Consider the following 17682-nt stretch of genomic DNA (forward strand, 5'->3'; position numbering starts at 1 on the left):
TAATCATCTAGCAAATAAAAGATTTAAATTTTAAATGCTGTTTAAACCTTTTGAATGAATAACTCACGATCAAAACGGTACTGCGGGAAGAATACCCCATCTTTAGCACGTTCACCTGCACCAATCACCATGACTGGATACTGTTCGTCATTTAATTCCAGAATTTCACGAACCATGGGCTCATCGAAGCCTTCCATCATACAGCTATCAAAACCATAAGCGCGTAAAGCTAAAACCAGATTTTCACAAGCCAGCGCCGTGGTTTTAGTCGCCCATAGTTTTGCATCAGCGGGGCTGAAAGCAGAAACCGGCATCTGCTTATCCAGAGTACGGGCTACTTTGAAAGCGACTTTCTTAAAGTTACCAAAGGCATTCAGATAGCCTGTCTTGTAGTTATAGGGAATGTACTTATAGTACTTTTTGATTGCTGGAGGCGCCTCAGGAAATGGAAACTCACTAATATTCAGTTTCGCCATTTCATCAATGCGGTCAGTACGAGCAATACAAACAATCAGTTCAGAAGCTGTTTTAGCGGCCAGTTGGCTCATGCAGGCTTTCACCAGATGCTTTTTCTTGGATGGGTTCTGCACAACATAAAATGTCCATGGCTGCAGATTTGATGAATTTGGTGCCAGTAGTGCCAGATCCAGACAGGCATCCAGTACCTCAGCAGGGATTGGTTTTTTGGTAAATTTACGCACTGAACGGCGGCTTTCAATGACCTTACGGAAATTCTCTACATCAATATCCTGTGGTGCCGGCTCGTAATAACGCTTCTTGTCAGGATTTGAACTATCAGTTGTTTGAGAAGTCATTTGGGAGTTTTCATTTGTCATAAGCTGGGTTCTTTCAGAAATATAAAAGATTGAGGCAGTCTAAACTGCCTCAATTAAAAGATAAGTTTCAGAATTAGTTGAATTGTGTGAAATCAGGTTTCCGTTTTTGTATAAAGGCCTGAACTGCTTCCATCATTTCAGGTGAGCCTACACGCTTCATAAAGATTTCTGCCTCATCATCAATGCATTCAATAATTTCAGCCAGATTATGCTTCATTAGTGCTTTGGTCTGCTTAATAGAAGCCAAGGGTAAAGCGGCAAGAGTTTGAGCCTGTTTTTGTGCAGCTGCATACACATCTTCTTCGATGCTATTGATCAAACCTGCACTTAAGGCTTTTTCACTATTAAATCTTTGAGCTGTCAGGAGCAGTTCAGCGGCTCTGTGATAGCCAGCCTGTTGTACCAGCAGTTTGCTTGATGCACCTTCAGGAGACAGACCAAGGCTGACAAATGGAATCTGGAACAGGGCCGTATTATCGCTATACACCAGATCGGCGTGCAGCAGAATCGTTACCCCGATGCCAATGGCAACACCACGCACTGCAGCAATCAAAGGCTTGGAGAATTTTGCAGCAGACTTGAGCAGAACAAAGGGCGGTGTATCACCGGCTTTACCCTGTAAAGGTGTCTGGATGAACTTCATAAAGTCCTGCATGTCATTGCCGGCACTAAAGTCCGCATCCTGACCACGTAGAATCACCACACGCACGCTACTATCCTGGTCCGCTTCATCCAGGGCCTGAGCAATCCATAAGTACAGCTCGCCGTAGAGCGCATTTTTCGCTTCAGGACGGTGAATGGCTAAGGTCAGTATGCCATTGTCTAAATTCGCATTTAAATGCTGATGCGGTTGTTGAATACAGCTCAGTGTCATCGTACTATCCTTGCTTTATTAATATGAATTTATTGGCGCTTATTATGTCGTAAAAATTTCCCTACGACATAACTGATGCGTTCATAAAAGTAAGATGTGCTATGAAATATAAATTTGATTATCTGGTTTTTATTGGTCGCTTCCAGCCTTTTCATCTGGCACATATGCAAACCATTAAAATTGCTTTGCAGCAAAGCCAGCAGGTGATTCTGGCTTTAGGATCAGCGCAGCAGGAACGTAATATCAAAAACCCATTTCTGGCCTCTGAACGTGAAGAAATGATCCTGTCGAATTTTTCCGAAGCAGATCAGAAGCGTATTAAATTCGTACATGTCATTGATGTCTATAATGATGAAAAATGGCAAAAACTGGTAAAATTACTGGTTGCCGGAGTGGCAGAGCTAAATGCCAAAGTTGGTCTGATTGGACATTTTAAAGATGAGTCCTCTTATTATTTAAGACTGTTCCCAGAATGGGAAATGGTGGAACTAGACAGTCTAGTCGGTGCCATTTCAGCAACACCATTACGGGAAGCCTATTATCATGGTGACATTATGGAATCAGCATTTCCTTTAGGAACCAGCGAGTTTTTACATAAGTTTAAAAATACTGAGACTTATCAACAATTGGCACACAAGTTTAAAACGAATGATAAAACGAATCTGAGCTAAAACTGTTTTAAGGTGAGGAGTTCATTTGATTGTTAGGGAGCAACACAATGAATCTTATCCTAAAAAATATAGCCTATGCAGGATGCCTTTCAGTAGTAAGTATATCAGCAGCCTCTGCCAGCTGGAGCTTGACGCCTAAAAGTAGCGTGGGTTTTAGTATTAATTCATTGGGTTTGACTGTCGTAAAGGGAAGTTTTCAGCAATTCCAAGCCTCGATTCAGTTTGATCCTCAAAAACCACAACAGGCTTCAACTGAATTTACCATGCAGGTAGATAGTCTACAGCTGTCCAAGCCAAGTCTAAAAAATATGATTATGGGTGAAGATCTGTTTGATGCTTCACGTTATAAAACTGTGAATTTTAAAAGTACCCAGTTTAAACCAAATGGAACGAACCGCTATCAGGTATTGGGTAATTTGAGTTTACGGGGTGTGACGCGTCCAGTAGTTTTTGATACCACGCTAACACCAAATAAAACCAACCCGAATTTACTTGATGTGAATTCGAAAACAGTGATTAACCGTTCAGATTTTGGTATGAAAAAAGCCACAGCTGGTGTAGGTGAAAAGGTCAATATTCATCTGATCGGGCAGTGGAAGGCCTCATAATTTAGCTGTTCATTTCTTTAAATGTGGCAGAGCAGTCTAAATTGGAAGGGGATAATTTAAATGTTGCTCTGCCTGTTCTAGAATAGTTTGGGTGAGTTGTTGTAAAGCTGGTGACTGCTGTTTCCAGTGATGCCAATACAGTTTCACATCTGTTCTGCATTCTGGAAGGATTTCTAGCAAAGCGTTTTGTTGAAACCGATCTGCAATCTGATAATCCGGCACCAGACCATAACCCAGTCCGGCAAAGACTGCTTCTGCAAAAGTAGTCGAAGAAGAAATAGAGTAAGAAGGATAGCTTTGTTGAGAAAGACCGTAATGAGTCAGTCAAGCTTTACCATGCATGTGATCCTGATCTTTATAAACAATCGCAGGGGCCTTATGCAGAGACTTGCGATGAATGCCTTGACTAAACCATCGCTGAGAAAATGCAGGTGTCGCTACCATTCTATAATGCATAGCGCCAATCAGTTGAGCTTGACAGCCTTTCATGGCTTGTTGCTGTGAACTGATATCTTGATGTACTGATTGCGATGGTAATGTGGGGAATTACAGTATCCTTCATCTTTGTTTGAGTGATAAAAAAATGAGTCTAATTGGGACTCATTTTTTTATATCAAATAGATTTTAAGTTGCTTGGAGTGCTTTTAAATCTTCTAAAACCTGTTCAGCATGCCCCGCTGCTTTTACTTTACGGTATTCCTTCACCAGTTTGCCATTATGGAAAATGAAAGTAGAGCGCTCAATGCCCATAACTTTTTTGCCATACATGTTCTTTTCTTTAATCACGTTAAAGTGAGTGCAGAGTAGTTCTTCTTTATCACTGATCAGGTTGATGCTCAGGTTCTGCTTTTCCGTAAAGTTTTGGTGAGCTTTAACTGAATCGCGTGATACCCCCAGAATTGTTGTATTTAGCGCATCAAACTGGTCTTTTAGACAGGAAAAACCAGCAGCTTGTGTAGTACAGCCTGGGGTGGAGTCTTTTGGATAAAAATAGATGATTAACCACGCTGCATCTAATTGAGTCAAGTTGATTTCACCAGTCGTAGTAGGGAAAACATGGTCAAGCAAGCCGATCTCAGACATAAAAAACTCCATTGCTGTTGTAATTTTCACAAAAAAATAAGCCACATTATAGTGGCTTATTTATGCAAAGAATAATCAGAAATTATTTTTTGGCAGCAGCAGCTTTTTGAGCCTGTTCAGTTAAAGTTTTTAACTTTCCAGTTAACTGTGGACCAAAACATGCCTGCAAATCTTTATTTTGTTTTTGTACAAAAGCTAAAGTTGCTGGACTTTTCTTCTGGTTAATCGTGCTTTGAATTTCCCATTTTTGTGCATTGGTCAATTTACCATCTGCCTCAACCGCACAAGTACAATATTTGCTCACTTCAGCACTGGTCAGCTGTTTGCCTTTACCAGTTTCATCTTTACAAACATTGATCAAAGCAGCTTTAACATTGGTGCTTTTATAAGCATTTTGCAGCTTGCTGTCATCTGCTTGAGCAGTAGTTGCAAACATCGCAGCGGCTGAAACTAAAGCTGAAAGAACAATATTTGATTTAAAATTTTTCATAAACTCTACCTTGTTATTACGGTATATAACGTGTCGGGTCTTCAACACCTGCATCTGCAAAACCTTGTTTACGCAGACGGCAGCTGTCACATGTACCACAGGCACGTCCTTGGTCATCTGCCTGGTAGCAAGATACCGTTTGGCTATAGTCTACGCCATGATCAAGTCCTAAGCGAATGATATTTGCTTTGGATAAATGTAACAGAGGTGTTTCAAATTTGAGCGGTTTACCTTCCACGCCTACCTTGGTGGCAAGGCGAGCCATATTGGCAAAGGCTTCAATAAATTCAGGACGACAGTCAGGATAACCGGAATAATCGACGGCATTAATTCCGATCACAATTGCTTCTGCACCAAAAACTTCAGCTGCAGCCAGTGCATAAGACAGGAAAATTGTATTGCGTGCTGGGACATACGTCACAGGAATACCTTCCTGAAGTTGGTCTGGCACATCAATACTGTGATCAGTCAGGGCAGAGCCACCGAGGTTGCCTAAGTCAATATTGATGACACGATGTTCCACACCTGCACGACCAGTCAAAGCTCTTGCTGCATCAAGTTCAGTGGTCGAACGCTGGCCATACATAAAACTTAAAGCAATACATTCGTAGCGTGCCTGCGCCCAGGCTAAACACGTGGTTGAGTCTAATCCGCCAGATAACAATACAATGGCACGAGGGCGCATAGCTAAATCTCCAAAATATTTGATAAATAATTAACGACCAGTTTCGTCATTCCATAATAGTTTATGTAACTGTAGCTGGAAGCGAACAGGGAGATGGTCTTCTAAAATCCATTGGGCCAGATCACGTGCCAGCTGTGGCATACGCGCCGTACCTTTTTCAACTTCAAAAGCAGGCGAGAACCAGACCGTACTGACTTTTTCATTCAACTGGTACTGTTCAACCTGCTGTTTGGACCATTCATAATCTTCACGATTACAGATTACGAACTTGATCTGATCGTGCTGGGTTAAATGGTCGAGATTGGAAAGCAAATTTCGTGCAACTTCACCCGAAGTTGGCGTTTTCAAGTCTAATACTTTTGATACACGAGGGTCTACCTTAGACACATCCAGCGCACCGCTGGTTTCCAAGGAGACTTCACAGCCTGCATCGGCCAGGCGCTGCATTAAAGGCAAGGCATTCGGCTGCACCAGTGGTTCACCACCAGTCACGCAGATATAAGGTGTCTTAAAATCGAGTGTGGTTTGAATGATTTCTTCTAAAGATTTACGCTCACCACCTTCGAAAGAATAAGTGGTATCGCAATAGGTACAACGTAAAGGACAACCGGTTAGACGGATAAAGACCGTTGGCAGACCTGCAGTATTGGCTTCACCCTGTAATGAATAAAAGATCTCCGTGATGCGTAAACCCGCAGACGGATCAGAAACAGGGATAGCAGAAGATCGAAGCGTACTCATAACAAAATTAACCAGGGAAGAAAGAACAATGTATAAAAATAAAAATCCCTACGATCATTGCTGACCGTAGAGACGAAGAGCGACTAAAGCTCTGAGGAACATTAAGTTCCTAAAAAGTTAGGACTTAGTCTTCACGCAACAAATCGTTCAGGCTAGTTTTCGCACGTGTTTTCGCGTCAACTTTTTTCACGATCACAGCAGCGTACAGGCTGTATTTACCGCATTTAGAAGGAAGGCTGCCAGATACAACGACTGAACCAGCAGGTACACGGCCGTAGTGGATTTCGCCAGTTTCACGGTCATAAATCTTGGTAGATTGACCAATGAATACGCCCATAGAAATCACAGAGCCTTCTTCTACGATTACGCCTTCTACGATTTCAGAACGTGCACCGATAAAGCAGTTGTCTTCGATAATGGTTGGGTTTGCTTGAAGTGGCTCAAGAACACCACCAATCCCTACACCACCTGACAGGTGAACATTTTTACCGATTTGCGCACATGAACCTACAGTTGCCCATGTATCAACCATCGTACCTTCATCAACATACGCACCAATGTTCACATAAGAAGGCATCAATACCACGTTTTTCGCCTGGTAAGAACCTTTACGTGCTACAGCAGGTGGTACGACACGTACACCAGCAGCTTTGAACTGTTCTTCAGTCCAGTCACCAAATTTAGTATCTACTTTGTCATAAAAGCGAAGATCGCATGCTTCCATTGGTTTGTTGTCATTCAGTTTGAAAGACAACAGTACAGCTTTCTTAATCCATTGATGAACGACCCATTCACCATCGATTTTTTCAGCTACACGTAGAGAGCCATTGTCCAGGCCAGCAATTACTTCCTCAACTGCTTGACGAACTTCAGCAGGACAATCCGCTGCTGTGAAATTCGCACGGTCTTCAAACGCTTGTTCAATGATTGTTGAAAGCTGAGACATGATCTTCCTTCCAGAAAAAAAATTTCCAAGATTTTACACTATATTGAGCAAAGATTAGATGGAAAACACGACTTATATCAAAATTAATTCTTCCGAATTATGGAGAAAATGGATGTGTCAAGTTTCATTCAAAAATTAATGAATATTATCTTTATATAGCTCATGATTTAATCAATAAACAGAAAATTTCCAGTAAAAGCATCTAATTAAGGTGACTGTGCAAAAAACCTCATGAAAATCATATAAAAGGCATCAAATGTATCAAAAGTTTACATAAACTCAGCAAAACTTGAATAAAGAGTGATCATATTGTGAATTAAGATGCAGGCATAACGAAGAGTAAAAACGTTAAAAATAATTTTTTTGAGGAGACATAGATGAAAACTTTTGCTAAATATTTTGCGCTGTCCGTACTTGCTGCGGCAACCACTTCTGTCATGGCCGCTGATGAAGTCATTGTAACCGATGAAGGCGTTGCTGAATTCTCTTTCTTTAAGCCAGCATCTGTACGTGCTGAAGTCGGTACTACTGGTTACGGTGGTGCAATCTCCTGGAGTGTAAACCCATACGTAGGTTTAACCTTGGGTTATAACGGTGGTGACATTTCTTGGACCGATGATTTATCAATTGACGGTTCGAAATATGACTTAGATATGGATAATAATTTAACCTACTTGAATGCTGAAATTCGTCCTTGGGCAAACTGGTTCTATATGGCTGCAGGTGTAGCATATATTGATAATGATTATGATATTACTCGTCGTGTAGGTGCTGGTGAAAGCTTCAGTGTTAATGATGTTCCATTTGAAGCAGGTCCTGGAGGTGCACGTATTGATGGTCAATTATCTTACAAAAATAATATTGCCCCATATGTAGGTATTGGTTTCTCTCCTGCAATTACTAACCGTTGGGGATTGTTTGGTGAGATCGGTGCTTACTATAACGGTAATCCAACAGTCAACTTAACATCTTCAGGTTCGGCTACAAGTGAAGATGGGATAGTTGCTGATTTTGCCGATCAAGTAGAACGTGAAGAACGTAATATTCGTGAAGACAATAAATATGAATGGTTACCAGTAGCTAAACTGGGTGTAAGCTTCCGCTTCTAATTATTTGATTTAATAAAAAAACGAGCTTCGGCTCGTTTTTTTATATCTATCAAGTTATTAAATTAATTTAAGTGTTTAATCATACTTCAATAAATCAGGCTAAAAGTCCATAAGGTTCTTAATTTTTAAATATTCTTCTGAAGCTCAATTATGCCTGTATTTCAAACATACTTAGTTGAAACAAGCATAAAAAAGAGGCTAAAAAGCCTCATTCCATTTATTTAGATTTTATAAATTAGTCATCCGGATAAGCTACTTTTTTTAGTGCTCGAATGTCTGCATCTGGAGAGCAAAGCGAGATAAATTCGTAGCCATAACCACGTAATAAATGGCCTTTACGTACAGCAATCCATGTGGTATTTACACCAAAAATATCAGTTTTAATCTGTTTTAAGCGATAATCACGTTCTGGGTCGTATGCCACATCATTGACAATACCGACCCCCATATTCAGCTCTACATAAGTTTTGATTACGTCGGCATCTAGGGCGGACATTACGATATCCACATCAAAACCTGCTTCTTCAAAAGCGGTATCGATTTTAGAACGGCCTGTAAAACCACCGTGATAAGTGATGATCGGATAATTCGCCAGATCTTCAATACGGATATTATCTTTCTTGGTTAATGGGTGGTTTTGAGGCGTAATAATGCTGTGTTGCCAGTTATAGTACGGCACACTGGCCAGGTTATCTTCAGTAGTTAAGGCTTCAGTCGCAATCCCGATGTCTGCTTCACCTTGTAGCAGCATTTCAGTAATTTCAACCGGACTGGCCTGTTGCAGAATCAGATGAACTTTTGGAAATTCTTTTTTGAACTGATTCACGATCGGCGGTAATACATAACGTGCCTGGGTATGCGTTGTCGCAATGGTCAATGTCCCTTCATCAACCTTGTTAAAGTCATCTGCCAGACGTTTGATATTGTCAGCATCGACCAGCATGCGCTCCACAATTCCGAGCAGTGCCTGACCTGGTTCAGTCAGACCGAGTAGACGCTTACCTTTACGGATGAACAACTGTACACCAAGTTCATCTTCCAGGTCTTTAATATGCTTACTCACACCCGATTGTGAGGTATACAGTGCTGCAGAAGCTTCAGTTAAATTAAATTTTTGACGAACAGTTTCTCGAATAATTCTTAATTGTTGGAAATTCATTTTCTATATACCCTATAAGCGGATGGGGCTGAAATGGCCCCATCTGAATGTTTCTTAAGCAACCTGATTTGCAAATAAATGCAGGTTAAGTGGACTTAACCATACGGTCTGATTTGGTCGGAATTGATGCGCTCGCGCTTCTTCAGGCGTCAGTGAAATTTCAATCAGGTTACCCTGACGGTCATTCAGTTCTGCAACGACTTTACCGGCAATCCATAATTCACGAATGAAAGTCGCCTGAATTGCATTCTCTTGTGGCTGAGCGGAGATACGCAATTCATCAGGGCGGGCGAATACAATCACGTCACCTTGTGGATGTTTTTGAGCTCCCTCAAATTGGATACGATCTTCACCCAACTGAATAATGCCACCATTATTCTGACCTTCGAAACGGTTGGCTTGACCAAGGAAGTCGAACACGAATGGCGTTTTCGGGGTTTCATATACTTCACGTGGTGAACCAATCTGTTCGACATTCCCTTTGTTCATCACCACAATTTGATCTGCAACTTCCAGTGCTTCTTCCTGGTCGTGCGTCACGAAGATAGAAGTGATATGCAGCTCATCATGCAGGGTACGTAACCAGCGACGCAGTTCTTTACGCACTTTGGCATCTAGCGCACCAAAAGGTTCATCTAGTAGTAGTACGCGTGGTTCAACCGCTAGGGCACGCGCAAGCGCAATACGCTGACGCTGACCACCAGATAATTGAGCAGGGTAGCGATCTGCCAGAAAGCCCAGTTGAACCAGATCCAGTAAACGGGTAACACGTTTCTTGATTTCAGTCTCTGATGGACGGGTTGAACGTGGGCGAACACGTAAACCAAATGCCACGTTGTCATACACTGTCATATGACGGAATAGCGCATAGTGCTGGAAGACAAAACCGACTTCACGTTCACGCACATGGACGTTGGTTGCATCCTGACCTTCCAGAATGACCTGACCACCATCTGCAGATTCAAGACCAGCGATAATACGCAGCAGGGTGGTTTTACCACAGCCTGAAGGACCCAAAAGAGCTACTAACTGGCCATCCGGGAAATCCAGGGAAATATTATTCAGTGCATGGAATGCACCAAAGTGTTTTTCAATATTTTTAACTTGAATACTCATGTGGGCATTCCTTAAGAAACTGTTAAATCGTCATTACGTTTGTTTTGTTTTTCCTGGCGCATTTCTACCCAGGTTTTAAGCACCAGGGTCACAATTGCGAGGAGAGCCAGGAGCGAAGACACAGCAAACGCAGCACTAAAGGTATATTCGTTATAGAGAATTTCGACATGTAGCGGCAAAGTATTGGTTTCACCGCGGATATGACCGGATACTACCGATACCGCGCCGAACTCACCCATGGCACGTGCATTACACAGAATCACGCCATAGATCAGACCCCATTTAATGTTTGGCAGGGTCACTTTCCAGAAGGTTTTCCAGCCTGATGCACCGAGTACAATTGCAGCTTCTTCTTCTTCGGTGCCTTGAGCTTCCATTAAAGGAATCAATTCACGCGCTACGAAAGGTACCGTAATAAAGATGGTGGCCAAAACAATTGCGGGTACGGCGTACAGGATCTTAATGTCATTATCCATTAACCAGCTACCCATCCAGCCTTGGGTACCGAAAATCAGCACCAGCATCATACCGGCGATGACTGGGGATACCGAGAAAGGTATATCAATAATCGTGGTCAGAATGGACTTGCCCGGGAAGTTAAACTTCGCCACTGACCAGGCAGCAGCCACACCAAATACCACGTTTAACGGTACTGCAATTGCAGCAGTTAATAGCGTTAGTTTCACCGCAGATAATGTGTCTGGATGAACCAGTGCCTGAGTATATACGCCGACGCCTTGCTTAAATGCTTCAACAAAGACCAATACCAGTGGCAGAATCAGGCAGCTTAAAAAGAAGATCAGCGCAATTGTGAGCAGGGTATAACGTACCCATTTTGGCTCGCGAGTTGCATCACGGGATTGCAGCTTTTCAGCAAGTGCATTGCTGTTGGTATTTAAACTCATCGTGCAGTTCTCCCTGTGCGACGGCTAGCCCAAGCTTGTAACAAGTTAATCAGGAATAGCATCACAAATGAAATCAATAGCATCACGACAGCAATCGTGGTTGCACCCGCATAGTCATATTCTTCCAGACGCGAGATAATCATGAGTGGAGCAATTTCCGTTTTAAACGGCTGGTTACCGGCAATAAAGATGACCGAACCGTATTCACCCACGCCACGTGCAAATGCCAGGGCAAAGCCTGTAATCAATGCGGGTAGCAGAATCGGGAAAATAATTTTGGTCACGATTTGGAAGCGGTTTGCCCCGAGCGCAGAAGCAGCTTCCTCAAGTTCAGTTTCCAGATCAGACAGTACTGGCTGAACCGTACGCACCACAAAAGGAATCCCAATAAAGATCAGCGCCAAGGTAATACCTATCGGGGTATAAGCCACTTGAATACCTATTGGTTCCAGATACTGACCGATCCAGCCTGTAGGTGCATACAGTGAAGTTAATGCAATACCGGCTACGGCAGTTGGCAGGGCAAATGGTAAATCTACCAGAGCATCAATAATACGTTTACCCGGGAAGCTATAACGTACCAGACACCAAGCCAGTAACAGACCAAAAACAACATTGATCAGGGCTGCGATAATGGCGGCACTAAAACTCAGCTGAAGTGATTTGAGAATACGTTCAGAGCTCAGGATTTCCCATAAGCCATCCCAGCCAATGCCAAGCGATTTAATAAATACGGCAGACAGCGGAATAAGAACGATTAATGACAAATACGCTAGGGTAAAGCCTAGAGATAGACCAAATCCTGGCAGCACTCGGGATCGCTGCGACATGATTACTCCTCAAAAGAGAGAATGCTGATTGAATACAACCAGCGAATATTAAAAATGAAATTTGCGACAAGCATAATTTGCAACATCTAAAATGCAAATTTAAAAAAATACTTGCCTTCATCAGCATTACTGATATGTTGCATCGACATCTCTGAATTTAGGTATTGTTTAATTTCAGGGAAGGGGCCAAAGCCCGAAGCAACATTAACATGACCGACTGCGCCCAGATTAATCGGTTGGATTTTCCAGGATCTGGCAAAAGCATGTGCATCTTCAAAACTCAGCCAAGGGTCATTTTCACTGATCAGCATGATGGTCGGAACCTGAAGCTTGAGCTGATGAAAATAAGCGCTGTAATCTGTTTGGCTATGACGTGCAAAGCCATTTTCACCAAAACGGGCCGGATTGGCCGGAGCCACCAGAACCAGTTTTTTAATTTTTCGACAAAGTTCTGGATGCTGGTCAAGTGCTGCAAGACTGGTCAGGCAGCCAAAGCTGTGCGCTACGATTTCAATATCATCTTCAATCTGCTGTACAGATTTGACAAACTGCGCTACCCAGCTACTTAGTACCGGATGGTTCCAGTCTTGCTGTTGAACACGGGAGCATTGCATCAGGCCACGTTGCAACCAGGATTGCCAGTGATCATGTTCACTGCCACCTACACCTGGAACAATGAGGGTATGTATCATGCGAATGCTCCTTATCTGTTCAATGCAAAACTTATTTTGCTGTATTGGCTTTCACGATTTGATCGAAAATGCCGCCATTTTCAAAGTGAGCTTTTTGCACTTTGTCCCAACCCCCAAATTCCTGATCAATCGTCACCAGTTTTAATGGCTTGAAGACCTGACTGTACTTTGCCAGTACTTTTTCATTACGTGGGCGGTAGAAGTTACGTGCTGAAATTTCTTGACCTAGTGGTGAGTAGAGGAAGTTCAGGTAACCTTGTGCCAGGTATTTGTTGCCTTTTTTCGCTACTGTTTTTTCTACGATCGCAACTGGTGGTTCAGCCAGAATAGACAGAGAAGGTGTGATGATTTCAAACTTGCCAGGTTGTTCACGAAGTGCCAGATGCGCTTCATTTTCCCACGCCAGCAATACATCACCAATGCCGCGTTCAGCAAATGTCGTTGTTGAACCACGTGCACCTGAATCTAGGACTTTGGTCTGCTTATAAATTTTGCGAACAAATTCTTGGGCTTTGGCATCATTACCGCCTGGTAGGTGTTTTGCATAAGCCCACGCTGCCAGATAATTCCAACGCGCCCCACCAGAGGTTTTTGGATTTGGTGTAATGATTGCGACATTAGGTTTAACCAGATCGCCCCAATCTTTAATATTCTTTGGATTGCCTTTACGCACCAGGAATACGATGGTTGATGTATAAGGTGTAGAGTTGTGAGGCAATTTTTTTTGCCAATCCGCAGGGAGTAATTTGGCTTTTTCTGCAATAACGTCGATATCAGCAGCCAGTGCTAAGGTTACTACATCAGCTTCCAGACCATCAATCACAGCACGTGCCTGTTTACCAGAACCACCATGTGACTGTTTAAAGTTAATAGTTTGGCCCGTACGGCTTTTCCAGTATTTGCCAAATTCTTTGTTGACGTCTTCATAGAGTTCACGCGTCGGATCATAAGAGACATTCAGAAAATCCCGCGCTGTTGCACCAAAAGAAGTTGCTGAAACAACAGCAGCCAAAACCCCAATTTTTAATTTTGTTGTAATGCTCATGTGAACCTCAAACTCTTACACGTTTTGTAACATGAGTGAAGAATAAACTTATTCTTTATGCATAAAAAATAATTAAAAATGAATTTTATATGAAAATAAAAGATAAGTGGATAAGTACGTATTTGAAACAAAAATGGCCTTATTAAATAAGGCCATTAACGCTGCATTTATAAGACTTTATTTTGCACTGTTTGCTTTTACGATCTGGTCAAAGATACCGCCATTGTCAAAGTGTTGCTTCTGAACCTTAGTCCAGCCTCCAAATTCTTTATCAATCGTAACCAGTTTTAGTGATTTAAATACATGACTGTATTGCTTTAACACGGCTGCATTACGAGGACGGTAGAAGTTCTTTGCTGCAACGGCTTGGCCAGCAGGTGAGTACAGATAGTTGAGGTAGGCTTTAGCCAGATTTTCATTACCATCTTTCTTGGCATTCTTTTCTACAATTGCCACAGGTGGTTCAGCCAGAATAGACAGAGAAGGCGTGATGATTTCAAACTTGCCGGGTTGTTCACGAAGTGCCAGATGTGCTTCATTTTCCCAAGCCAGCAATACATCACCAATGCCGCGTTCAGCAAATGTCGTTGTTGCACCACGCGCACCAGAATCCAGTACTTTGGTCTGTTTATAAATCTGGCGAACGAATTCTTGTGCCTTGGCATCATTACCCCCTGGCTGGTGTTTTGCCCATGCCCAAGCTGCCAGGTAGTTCCAGCGCGCGCCACCAGAAGTCTTCGGGTTTGGCGTAATGATATCTACACCCGGTTTAACTAGGTCGCCCCAGTCCTTAATGCCTTTCGGATTGCCTTTTTTGACTAAGAAAACAATTGTTGAGGTATATGGTGTCGAGTTTTGCGGGAATTTCTTCTGCCAGTCTGCCGGTAACAGGCCACGTTTAGCAATTTCATCAATATCTGCTGCCAGAGCCAGTGTAACGACATCTGCATCCAGACCATCAATCACGGCACGTGCCTGTTTGCCTGAACCGCCATGTGATTGTTTAAAATTAATATCTTGGCCAGTAGATTTTTTCCAGTAAGCACTGAATTCTTTGTTAAAGTTGTCGTACAATTCGCGAGTTGGGTCATAGGATACATTTAAAAAATCCTTTGCAGACACACTAAATGCAGTCGCTGAAATCAGTGCTGCAAGTACCCCAATTTTTAATTTATGGACGTTCATATTTGCCTCAAGTGTTCTTGGTTTTTGTTGGATGGGGCAAGAATAGCTGGAGTTTTTTTACATAAAAAATAATTAAAAAAGAATTTTATGTGAGTAAAACAGATATGTGTATGCAGTATAGCTTTGTATGCTGTGACATCGACCTGAGAGGTGGGAAATCATGCTGTGTTTTAAAAATGCACAACAAGTCAATCAGATAGATTTGCTTGATCGCGCCTTTCATTATGGCGATGGCTGCTTTACTACAGCCCGGATTCGCAATAACCGTATTGAACTGCAGGAACGGCATTTATCACGCCTGCATATAAGCAGTCAGAAAATGCAGCTACAAGCGGACTTAAACCTGATTGATGCAACTTTAGAACAATTACGTGACTTAACTTCTAGCTTAAACGGCACCTTGAAAATTATTCTGAGTCGGGGCATTGGCCAGCGCGGCTATAGCTTGCCAGACCATCCAGCAGATGTTTGGCTGTATTACTATCCGCAAATGCTTCATGAGCATCACTTTGAGCAGATTGAAAGTGGTGTCTTAAATACTGCACTTGGTCTGTGTATGCCGCAATTAGTCGGGTTAAAAACACTGAATCGTTTAGAGCAGGTCATGCTCAAACAGGAAGCAGATCAGCAGGGCTGGGGCGAAGCACTGGTTTGTGATGTGCAGGGTGAAATTGTTGAAGGGGTAAGCAGTAATTGTTTTTTAAGGATAAACAACACGTGGATTACTCCGGAACTTCGCTATAATGGCGTTACAGGGGTAATGCGTGCCGAGATTCTGGAGCGTATGTTGCAGCAAGGCATTATTTGTGAACAGCGCAGTCTGGATTTGAATGAAATTTCTTCTATTCAGAGTCTATTCTTCTGCAATGCACTGAGCCCTATGAAAATTGTTACTCAATTTGAACAAAAAACACTGGATACAGAAGTCTGTATTGAGTTATTTCATCGTCTTCATTTACATCAGATCATTTAAAATATGTCCGCCAGCAAATCCACACGAAAAAAGAAAAATAAAGCGAAATCAGCTTTTCAACTTAAAGGTGTATTGGTCGTTGTCCTGGGTCTTGTATTGATCTTGGCCGTGATTCTCAAAAGCAGCCTGTTTAGAGATTATCCGGTTGAAGGTAAAAAACAGATGCTGGCGATCAGTGCTGGGGATACCTATTCTGGCTTTATTGACCGTCTGGCGAAAGAAGGTCATGTCAGCTTTCCGATCCTTTTGAAAGTTTATCAGCGTTTTATCATTCATGACACGATGAAAGCAGGTGTTTATGAAGTACGCGATGGCATGAGTATCCGTCAAGTGCTGGAAATGATTTCCAATTCGGAAAATGCCCAGATGAACCGTATTCTGGTCATTGAAGGTACCACTTTCAAACAGCTGATCGATACCTTAAAGAAAGATGATTTAGTCACGAAAGAAGTAGTAAATCTGCCAACTGATCAATTGTTGAAAGAGTTAAATATTCCGTTTGATCATCCTGAGGGTTTATTTGCACCGAATACCTATTTCTTTGCCAAAGGTGAAACCGACCGTAAGATTCTGACAGATTTGTATCGTCATCAGATGCAGTCTTTAGATGAGGCTTGGAAAAACCGTGCCAGTGGTTTGCCTTATCAGAATAAATACGAAGCACTGATTATGGCCTCGATTATTGAAAAAGAAACCAGTCTGGATAGTGAACTGGAGCAGGTGTCTGGTGTATTTGTACGCCGTCTGAAAATGGGGATGCGCTTGCAAACTGACCCAACCGTAATTTATGGCATGGGAGATAAATATCAAGGCAATATTACCCGTCAGGATCTGCGTACACCGACAGCATATAACACCTATACCATTTCAGGCTTGCCGCCAACACCAATTGCCCTGCCGAGCAAAAAAGCGATTGAAGCAGCGATGCATCCAGATAATTCACAAAATATTTACTTTGTTGCAACGGGTAATGGTGGGCATAAGTTCAGCACGAATCTACAAGATCACAATAGAGCAGTGCAGGAATATCTCACTGTTTTACGTTCAAAAAATTAAGGAGTGAGCATGTTTATCAGCTTTGAAGGCACTGAAGGTGTAGGGAAAACCACGCTCATTCGTCGTATCTATGATGATTTTGTTGCACAGGGCAAAGAAGTGGTGTTGACCCGTGAACCGGGTGGCACGCCGATGGCCGAACAGATCCGTTCACTATTGCTGGCGGTGAATCATGAAGAAGCCATGTGTAATGACACTGAGCTGTTATTGATGTATGCCGCACGCGCGCAGCATTTAGCACAGGTTATTCTACCTGCGCTTAAGGCAGGTAAGATGGTCTTGTGTGACCGTTTTACTGATGCCAGTTTTGCCTATCAATGTGCAGGGCGTGGACTCAGTGAAGCCAAGCTGAATTTGCTGAATGATAATTTCGTGACACGTATGCCAGATGTCACTTTCTGGCTGGATGCGCCAATTGAACTCGGCATGAACCGTGCCCGTGAACGTGGTGCGCTGGATCGTTTTGAACAGGAGAAAGTCTCTTTCTTTGAGAAAGTAAGAAGCGGTTATGAAACTTTGTGGCAGCGTCATCCGCAACGTATGAAGCGTCTCGATGCGACTCAAACTCCAGAGCAGGTTTTCGCTCAAGCCATGGCAGAATTACAGGTGGTCTGAGCAGTCAGATTAAAATCAGTTCAATTCTTTAAAAAATCTTCTATATTGTTTTCAATATGGAAG

Annotated in this window: 22 protein-coding genes; 6 read left to right on the plus strand and 16 right to left on the minus strand. The window is 42.5% G+C overall.

Annotated elements, in window-relative coordinates; all coding sequences use genetic code 11:
- Window positions 1–41: 41 nt before the first annotated feature.
- Together F955_RS05580 and F955_RS05585 are read right to left on the minus strand one after the other, a co-directional pair.
- Window positions 42–836, minus strand: a complete 795-nt coding sequence (locus tag F955_RS05580; protein ID WP_004815147.1) for a nitroreductase family protein — start codon at window positions 834–836, stop codon at window positions 42–44.
- A gap of 73 nt (window positions 837–909) precedes the next feature.
- The gene (locus F955_RS05585) at window positions 910–1710 is read right to left on the minus strand and encodes an enoyl-CoA hydratase (protein ID WP_004815149.1); all 801 of its coding nucleotides are present in this window, start codon (window positions 1708–1710) and stop codon (window positions 910–912) included.
- A 101-nt stretch (window positions 1711–1811) separates the two neighbouring features.
- On the opposite strand from F955_RS05585, the gene F955_RS05590 reads away from it, so the two are divergent.
- Together F955_RS05590 and F955_RS05595 are read left to right on the plus strand one after the other, a co-directional pair.
- Window positions 1812–2381, plus strand: a complete 570-nt coding sequence (locus F955_RS05590) for a nicotinate-nicotinamide nucleotide adenylyltransferase (protein ID WP_004892217.1) — start codon at window positions 1812–1814, stop codon at window positions 2379–2381.
- A 47-nt stretch (window positions 2382–2428) separates the two neighbouring features.
- On the plus strand, window positions 2429–2989 hold the full coding sequence (locus F955_RS05595; RefSeq protein ID WP_004892218.1) for a YceI family protein: 561 nt from the start codon (window positions 2429–2431) through the stop codon (window positions 2987–2989).
- Window positions 2990–3025: 36 nt separating this feature from the next.
- Here the strand turns inward: F955_RS05595 and F955_RS16295 are convergent, their stop codons facing one another.
- From F955_RS16295 to dapD, 7 genes are all read right to left on the minus strand, one after another.
- Window positions 3026–3313, minus strand: coding sequence for a LysR substrate-binding domain-containing protein (locus F955_RS16295; RefSeq protein ID WP_081400759.1), 288 nt, complete (start codon window positions 3311–3313; stop codon window positions 3026–3028).
- Complete coding sequence (locus F955_RS16705) at window positions 3314–3478, minus strand: type 2 periplasmic-binding domain-containing protein (protein WP_004892221.1); 165 nt, start codon at window positions 3476–3478, stop codon at window positions 3314–3316.
- A 135-nt stretch (window positions 3479–3613) separates the two neighbouring features.
- The gene (locus F955_RS05600; RefSeq protein WP_004892223.1) at window positions 3614–4072 is read right to left on the minus strand and encodes a peroxiredoxin; all 459 of its coding nucleotides are present in this window, start codon (window positions 4070–4072) and stop codon (window positions 3614–3616) included.
- An 82-nt stretch (window positions 4073–4154) separates the two neighbouring features.
- Window positions 4155–4562, minus strand: coding sequence for a hypothetical protein (locus F955_RS05605; protein WP_004892225.1), 408 nt, complete (start codon window positions 4560–4562; stop codon window positions 4155–4157).
- A 16-nt stretch (window positions 4563–4578) separates the two neighbouring features.
- The gene (queC, locus tag F955_RS05610) at window positions 4579–5247 is read right to left on the minus strand and encodes a 7-cyano-7-deazaguanine synthase QueC (RefSeq protein ID WP_004892228.1); all 669 of its coding nucleotides are present in this window, start codon (window positions 5245–5247) and stop codon (window positions 4579–4581) included.
- Between the two features lie 30 nt (window positions 5248–5277).
- Window positions 5278–5988 (minus strand): 7-carboxy-7-deazaguanine synthase QueE, encoded by a 711-nt coding sequence (gene queE, locus F955_RS05615; protein WP_004892230.1) that lies wholly within the window; start codon window positions 5986–5988, stop codon window positions 5278–5280.
- 124 nt (window positions 5989–6112) lie between these two features.
- Window positions 6113–6934, minus strand: a complete 822-nt coding sequence (dapD, locus tag F955_RS05620; protein ID WP_004815162.1) for a 2,3,4,5-tetrahydropyridine-2,6-dicarboxylate N-succinyltransferase — start codon at window positions 6932–6934, stop codon at window positions 6113–6115.
- A 377-nt stretch (window positions 6935–7311) separates the two neighbouring features.
- Here dapD and carO point away from each other — a divergent pair, with 377 nt between their 5' ends.
- A complete protein-coding gene (carO, locus tag F955_RS05625; RefSeq protein ID WP_004892234.1) occupies window positions 7312–8043 on the plus strand; it encodes an ornithine uptake porin CarO in 732 nt (243 codons plus the stop codon).
- Between the two features lie 235 nt (window positions 8044–8278).
- Here the strand turns inward: carO and F955_RS05630 are convergent, their stop codons facing one another.
- The 7 genes from F955_RS05630 to F955_RS05660 form a co-directional block, all read right to left on the minus strand.
- Entirely contained in the window at window positions 8279–9202 is a 924-nt protein-coding gene (locus F955_RS05630) for a CysB family HTH-type transcriptional regulator (protein WP_004892236.1), read from the minus strand.
- A 54-nt stretch (window positions 9203–9256) separates the two neighbouring features.
- Window positions 9257–10318, minus strand: coding sequence for a sulfate/molybdate ABC transporter ATP-binding protein (locus F955_RS05635; RefSeq protein ID WP_004892238.1), 1062 nt, complete (start codon window positions 10316–10318; stop codon window positions 9257–9259).
- Between the two features lie 11 nt (window positions 10319–10329).
- The gene (gene cysW / locus F955_RS05640) at window positions 10330–11223 is read right to left on the minus strand and encodes a sulfate ABC transporter permease subunit CysW (RefSeq protein WP_004892240.1); all 894 of its coding nucleotides are present in this window, start codon (window positions 11221–11223) and stop codon (window positions 10330–10332) included.
- The gene (gene cysT, locus F955_RS05645) at window positions 11220–12053 is read right to left on the minus strand and encodes a sulfate ABC transporter permease subunit CysT (protein WP_004815168.1); all 834 of its coding nucleotides are present in this window, start codon (window positions 12051–12053) and stop codon (window positions 11220–11222) included. The genes cysW and cysT overlap by 4 nt, the downstream gene beginning before the upstream one ends.
- Before the next feature lie 86 nt (window positions 12054–12139).
- Window positions 12140–12745 (minus strand): RBBP9/YdeN family alpha/beta hydrolase, encoded by a 606-nt coding sequence (locus F955_RS05650; protein ID WP_004892242.1) that lies wholly within the window; start codon window positions 12743–12745, stop codon window positions 12140–12142.
- Window positions 12746–12776: 31 nt separating this feature from the next.
- Window positions 12777–13790 carry a sulfate ABC transporter substrate-binding protein gene (locus F955_RS05655; protein WP_004892244.1) on the minus strand — a complete coding sequence of 338 codons (1014 nt, stop codon included), beginning with the start codon at window positions 13788–13790 and terminating at the stop codon, window positions 12777–12779.
- Window positions 13791–13967: 177 nt separating this feature from the next.
- Complete coding sequence (locus tag F955_RS05660) at window positions 13968–14975, minus strand: sulfate ABC transporter substrate-binding protein (protein WP_004892246.1); 1008 nt, start codon at window positions 14973–14975, stop codon at window positions 13968–13970.
- 160 nt (window positions 14976–15135) lie between these two features.
- On the opposite strand from F955_RS05660, the gene pabC reads away from it, so the two are divergent.
- The 3 genes from pabC to tmk are packed head-to-tail and all read left to right on the plus strand — an operon-like array spanning window position 15136 to window position 17619.
- Window positions 15136–15948, plus strand: a complete 813-nt coding sequence (gene pabC, locus F955_RS05665) for an aminodeoxychorismate lyase (RefSeq protein ID WP_004892249.1) — start codon at window positions 15136–15138, stop codon at window positions 15946–15948.
- A 3-nt stretch (window positions 15949–15951) separates the two neighbouring features.
- Window positions 15952–17004, plus strand: coding sequence for an endolytic transglycosylase MltG (gene mltG / locus F955_RS05670; RefSeq protein WP_004892253.1), 1053 nt, complete (start codon window positions 15952–15954; stop codon window positions 17002–17004).
- Between the two features lie 9 nt (window positions 17005–17013).
- Window positions 17014–17619, plus strand: a complete 606-nt coding sequence (gene tmk / locus F955_RS05675) for a dTMP kinase (protein ID WP_004892254.1) — start codon at window positions 17014–17016, stop codon at window positions 17617–17619.
- Window positions 17620–17682 lie beyond the last annotated feature (63 nt).

The sequence above is a fragment of the Acinetobacter schindleri CIP 107287 genome (assembly GCF_000368625.1).
GTDB classification, from domain to species: domain Bacteria; phylum Pseudomonadota; class Gammaproteobacteria; order Pseudomonadales; family Moraxellaceae; genus Acinetobacter; species Acinetobacter schindleri.

Coding starts and splice junctions, on each gene's coding strand:
- F955_RS05580 (WP_004815147.1), bottom strand. CDS start 836: ATGACAAATGAAAACTCCCAAATGACTTCTCAAACAACTGATAGTTCA.
- F955_RS05585 (WP_004815149.1), bottom strand. CDS start 1,710: ATGACACTGAGCTGTATTCAACAACCGCATCAGCATTTAAATGCGAAT.
- F955_RS05590 (WP_004892217.1), top strand. CDS start 1,812: ATGAAATATAAATTTGATTATCTGGTTTTTATTGGTCGCTTCCAGCCT.
- F955_RS05595 (WP_004892218.1), top strand. CDS start 2,429: ATGAATCTTATCCTAAAAAATATAGCCTATGCAGGATGCCTTTCAGTA.
- F955_RS16705 (WP_004892221.1), bottom strand. CDS start 3,478: ATGAAAGGCTGTCAAGCTCAACTGATTGGCGCTATGCATTATAGAATG.
- F955_RS05600 (WP_004892223.1), bottom strand. CDS start 4,072: ATGTCTGAGATCGGCTTGCTTGACCATGTTTTCCCTACTACGACTGGT.
- F955_RS05605 (WP_004892225.1), bottom strand. CDS start 4,562: ATGAAAAATTTTAAATCAAATATTGTTCTTTCAGCTTTAGTTTCAGCC.
- queC (WP_004892228.1), bottom strand. CDS start 5,247: ATGCGCCCTCGTGCCATTGTATTGTTATCTGGCGGATTAGACTCAACC.
- queE (WP_004892230.1), bottom strand. CDS start 5,988: ATGAGTACGCTTCGATCTTCTGCTATCCCTGTTTCTGATCCGTCTGCG.
- dapD (WP_004815162.1), bottom strand. CDS start 6,934: ATGTCTCAGCTTTCAACAATCATTGAACAAGCGTTTGAAGACCGTGCG.
- carO (WP_004892234.1), top strand. CDS start 7,312: ATGAAAACTTTTGCTAAATATTTTGCGCTGTCCGTACTTGCTGCGGCA.
- F955_RS05630 (WP_004892236.1), bottom strand. CDS start 9,202: ATGAATTTCCAACAATTAAGAATTATTCGAGAAACTGTTCGTCAAAAA.
- F955_RS05635 (WP_004892238.1), bottom strand. CDS start 10,318: ATGAGTATTCAAGTTAAAAATATTGAAAAACACTTTGGTGCATTCCAT.
- cysW (WP_004892240.1), bottom strand. CDS start 11,223: ATGAGTTTAAATACCAACAGCAATGCACTTGCTGAAAAGCTGCAATCC.
- cysT (WP_004815168.1), bottom strand. CDS start 12,053: ATGTCGCAGCGATCCCGAGTGCTGCCAGGATTTGGTCTATCTCTAGGC.
- F955_RS05650 (WP_004892242.1), bottom strand. CDS start 12,745: ATGATACATACCCTCATTGTTCCAGGTGTAGGTGGCAGTGAACATGAT.
- F955_RS05655 (WP_004892244.1), bottom strand. CDS start 13,790: ATGAGCATTACAACAAAATTAAAAATTGGGGTTTTGGCTGCTGTTGTT.
- F955_RS05660 (WP_004892246.1), bottom strand. CDS start 14,975: ATGAACGTCCATAAATTAAAAATTGGGGTACTTGCAGCACTGATTTCA.
- pabC (WP_004892249.1), top strand. CDS start 15,136: ATGCTGTGTTTTAAAAATGCACAACAAGTCAATCAGATAGATTTGCTT.
- mltG (WP_004892253.1), top strand. CDS start 15,952: ATGTCCGCCAGCAAATCCACACGAAAAAAGAAAAATAAAGCGAAATCA.
- tmk (WP_004892254.1), top strand. CDS start 17,014: ATGTTTATCAGCTTTGAAGGCACTGAAGGTGTAGGGAAAACCACGCTC.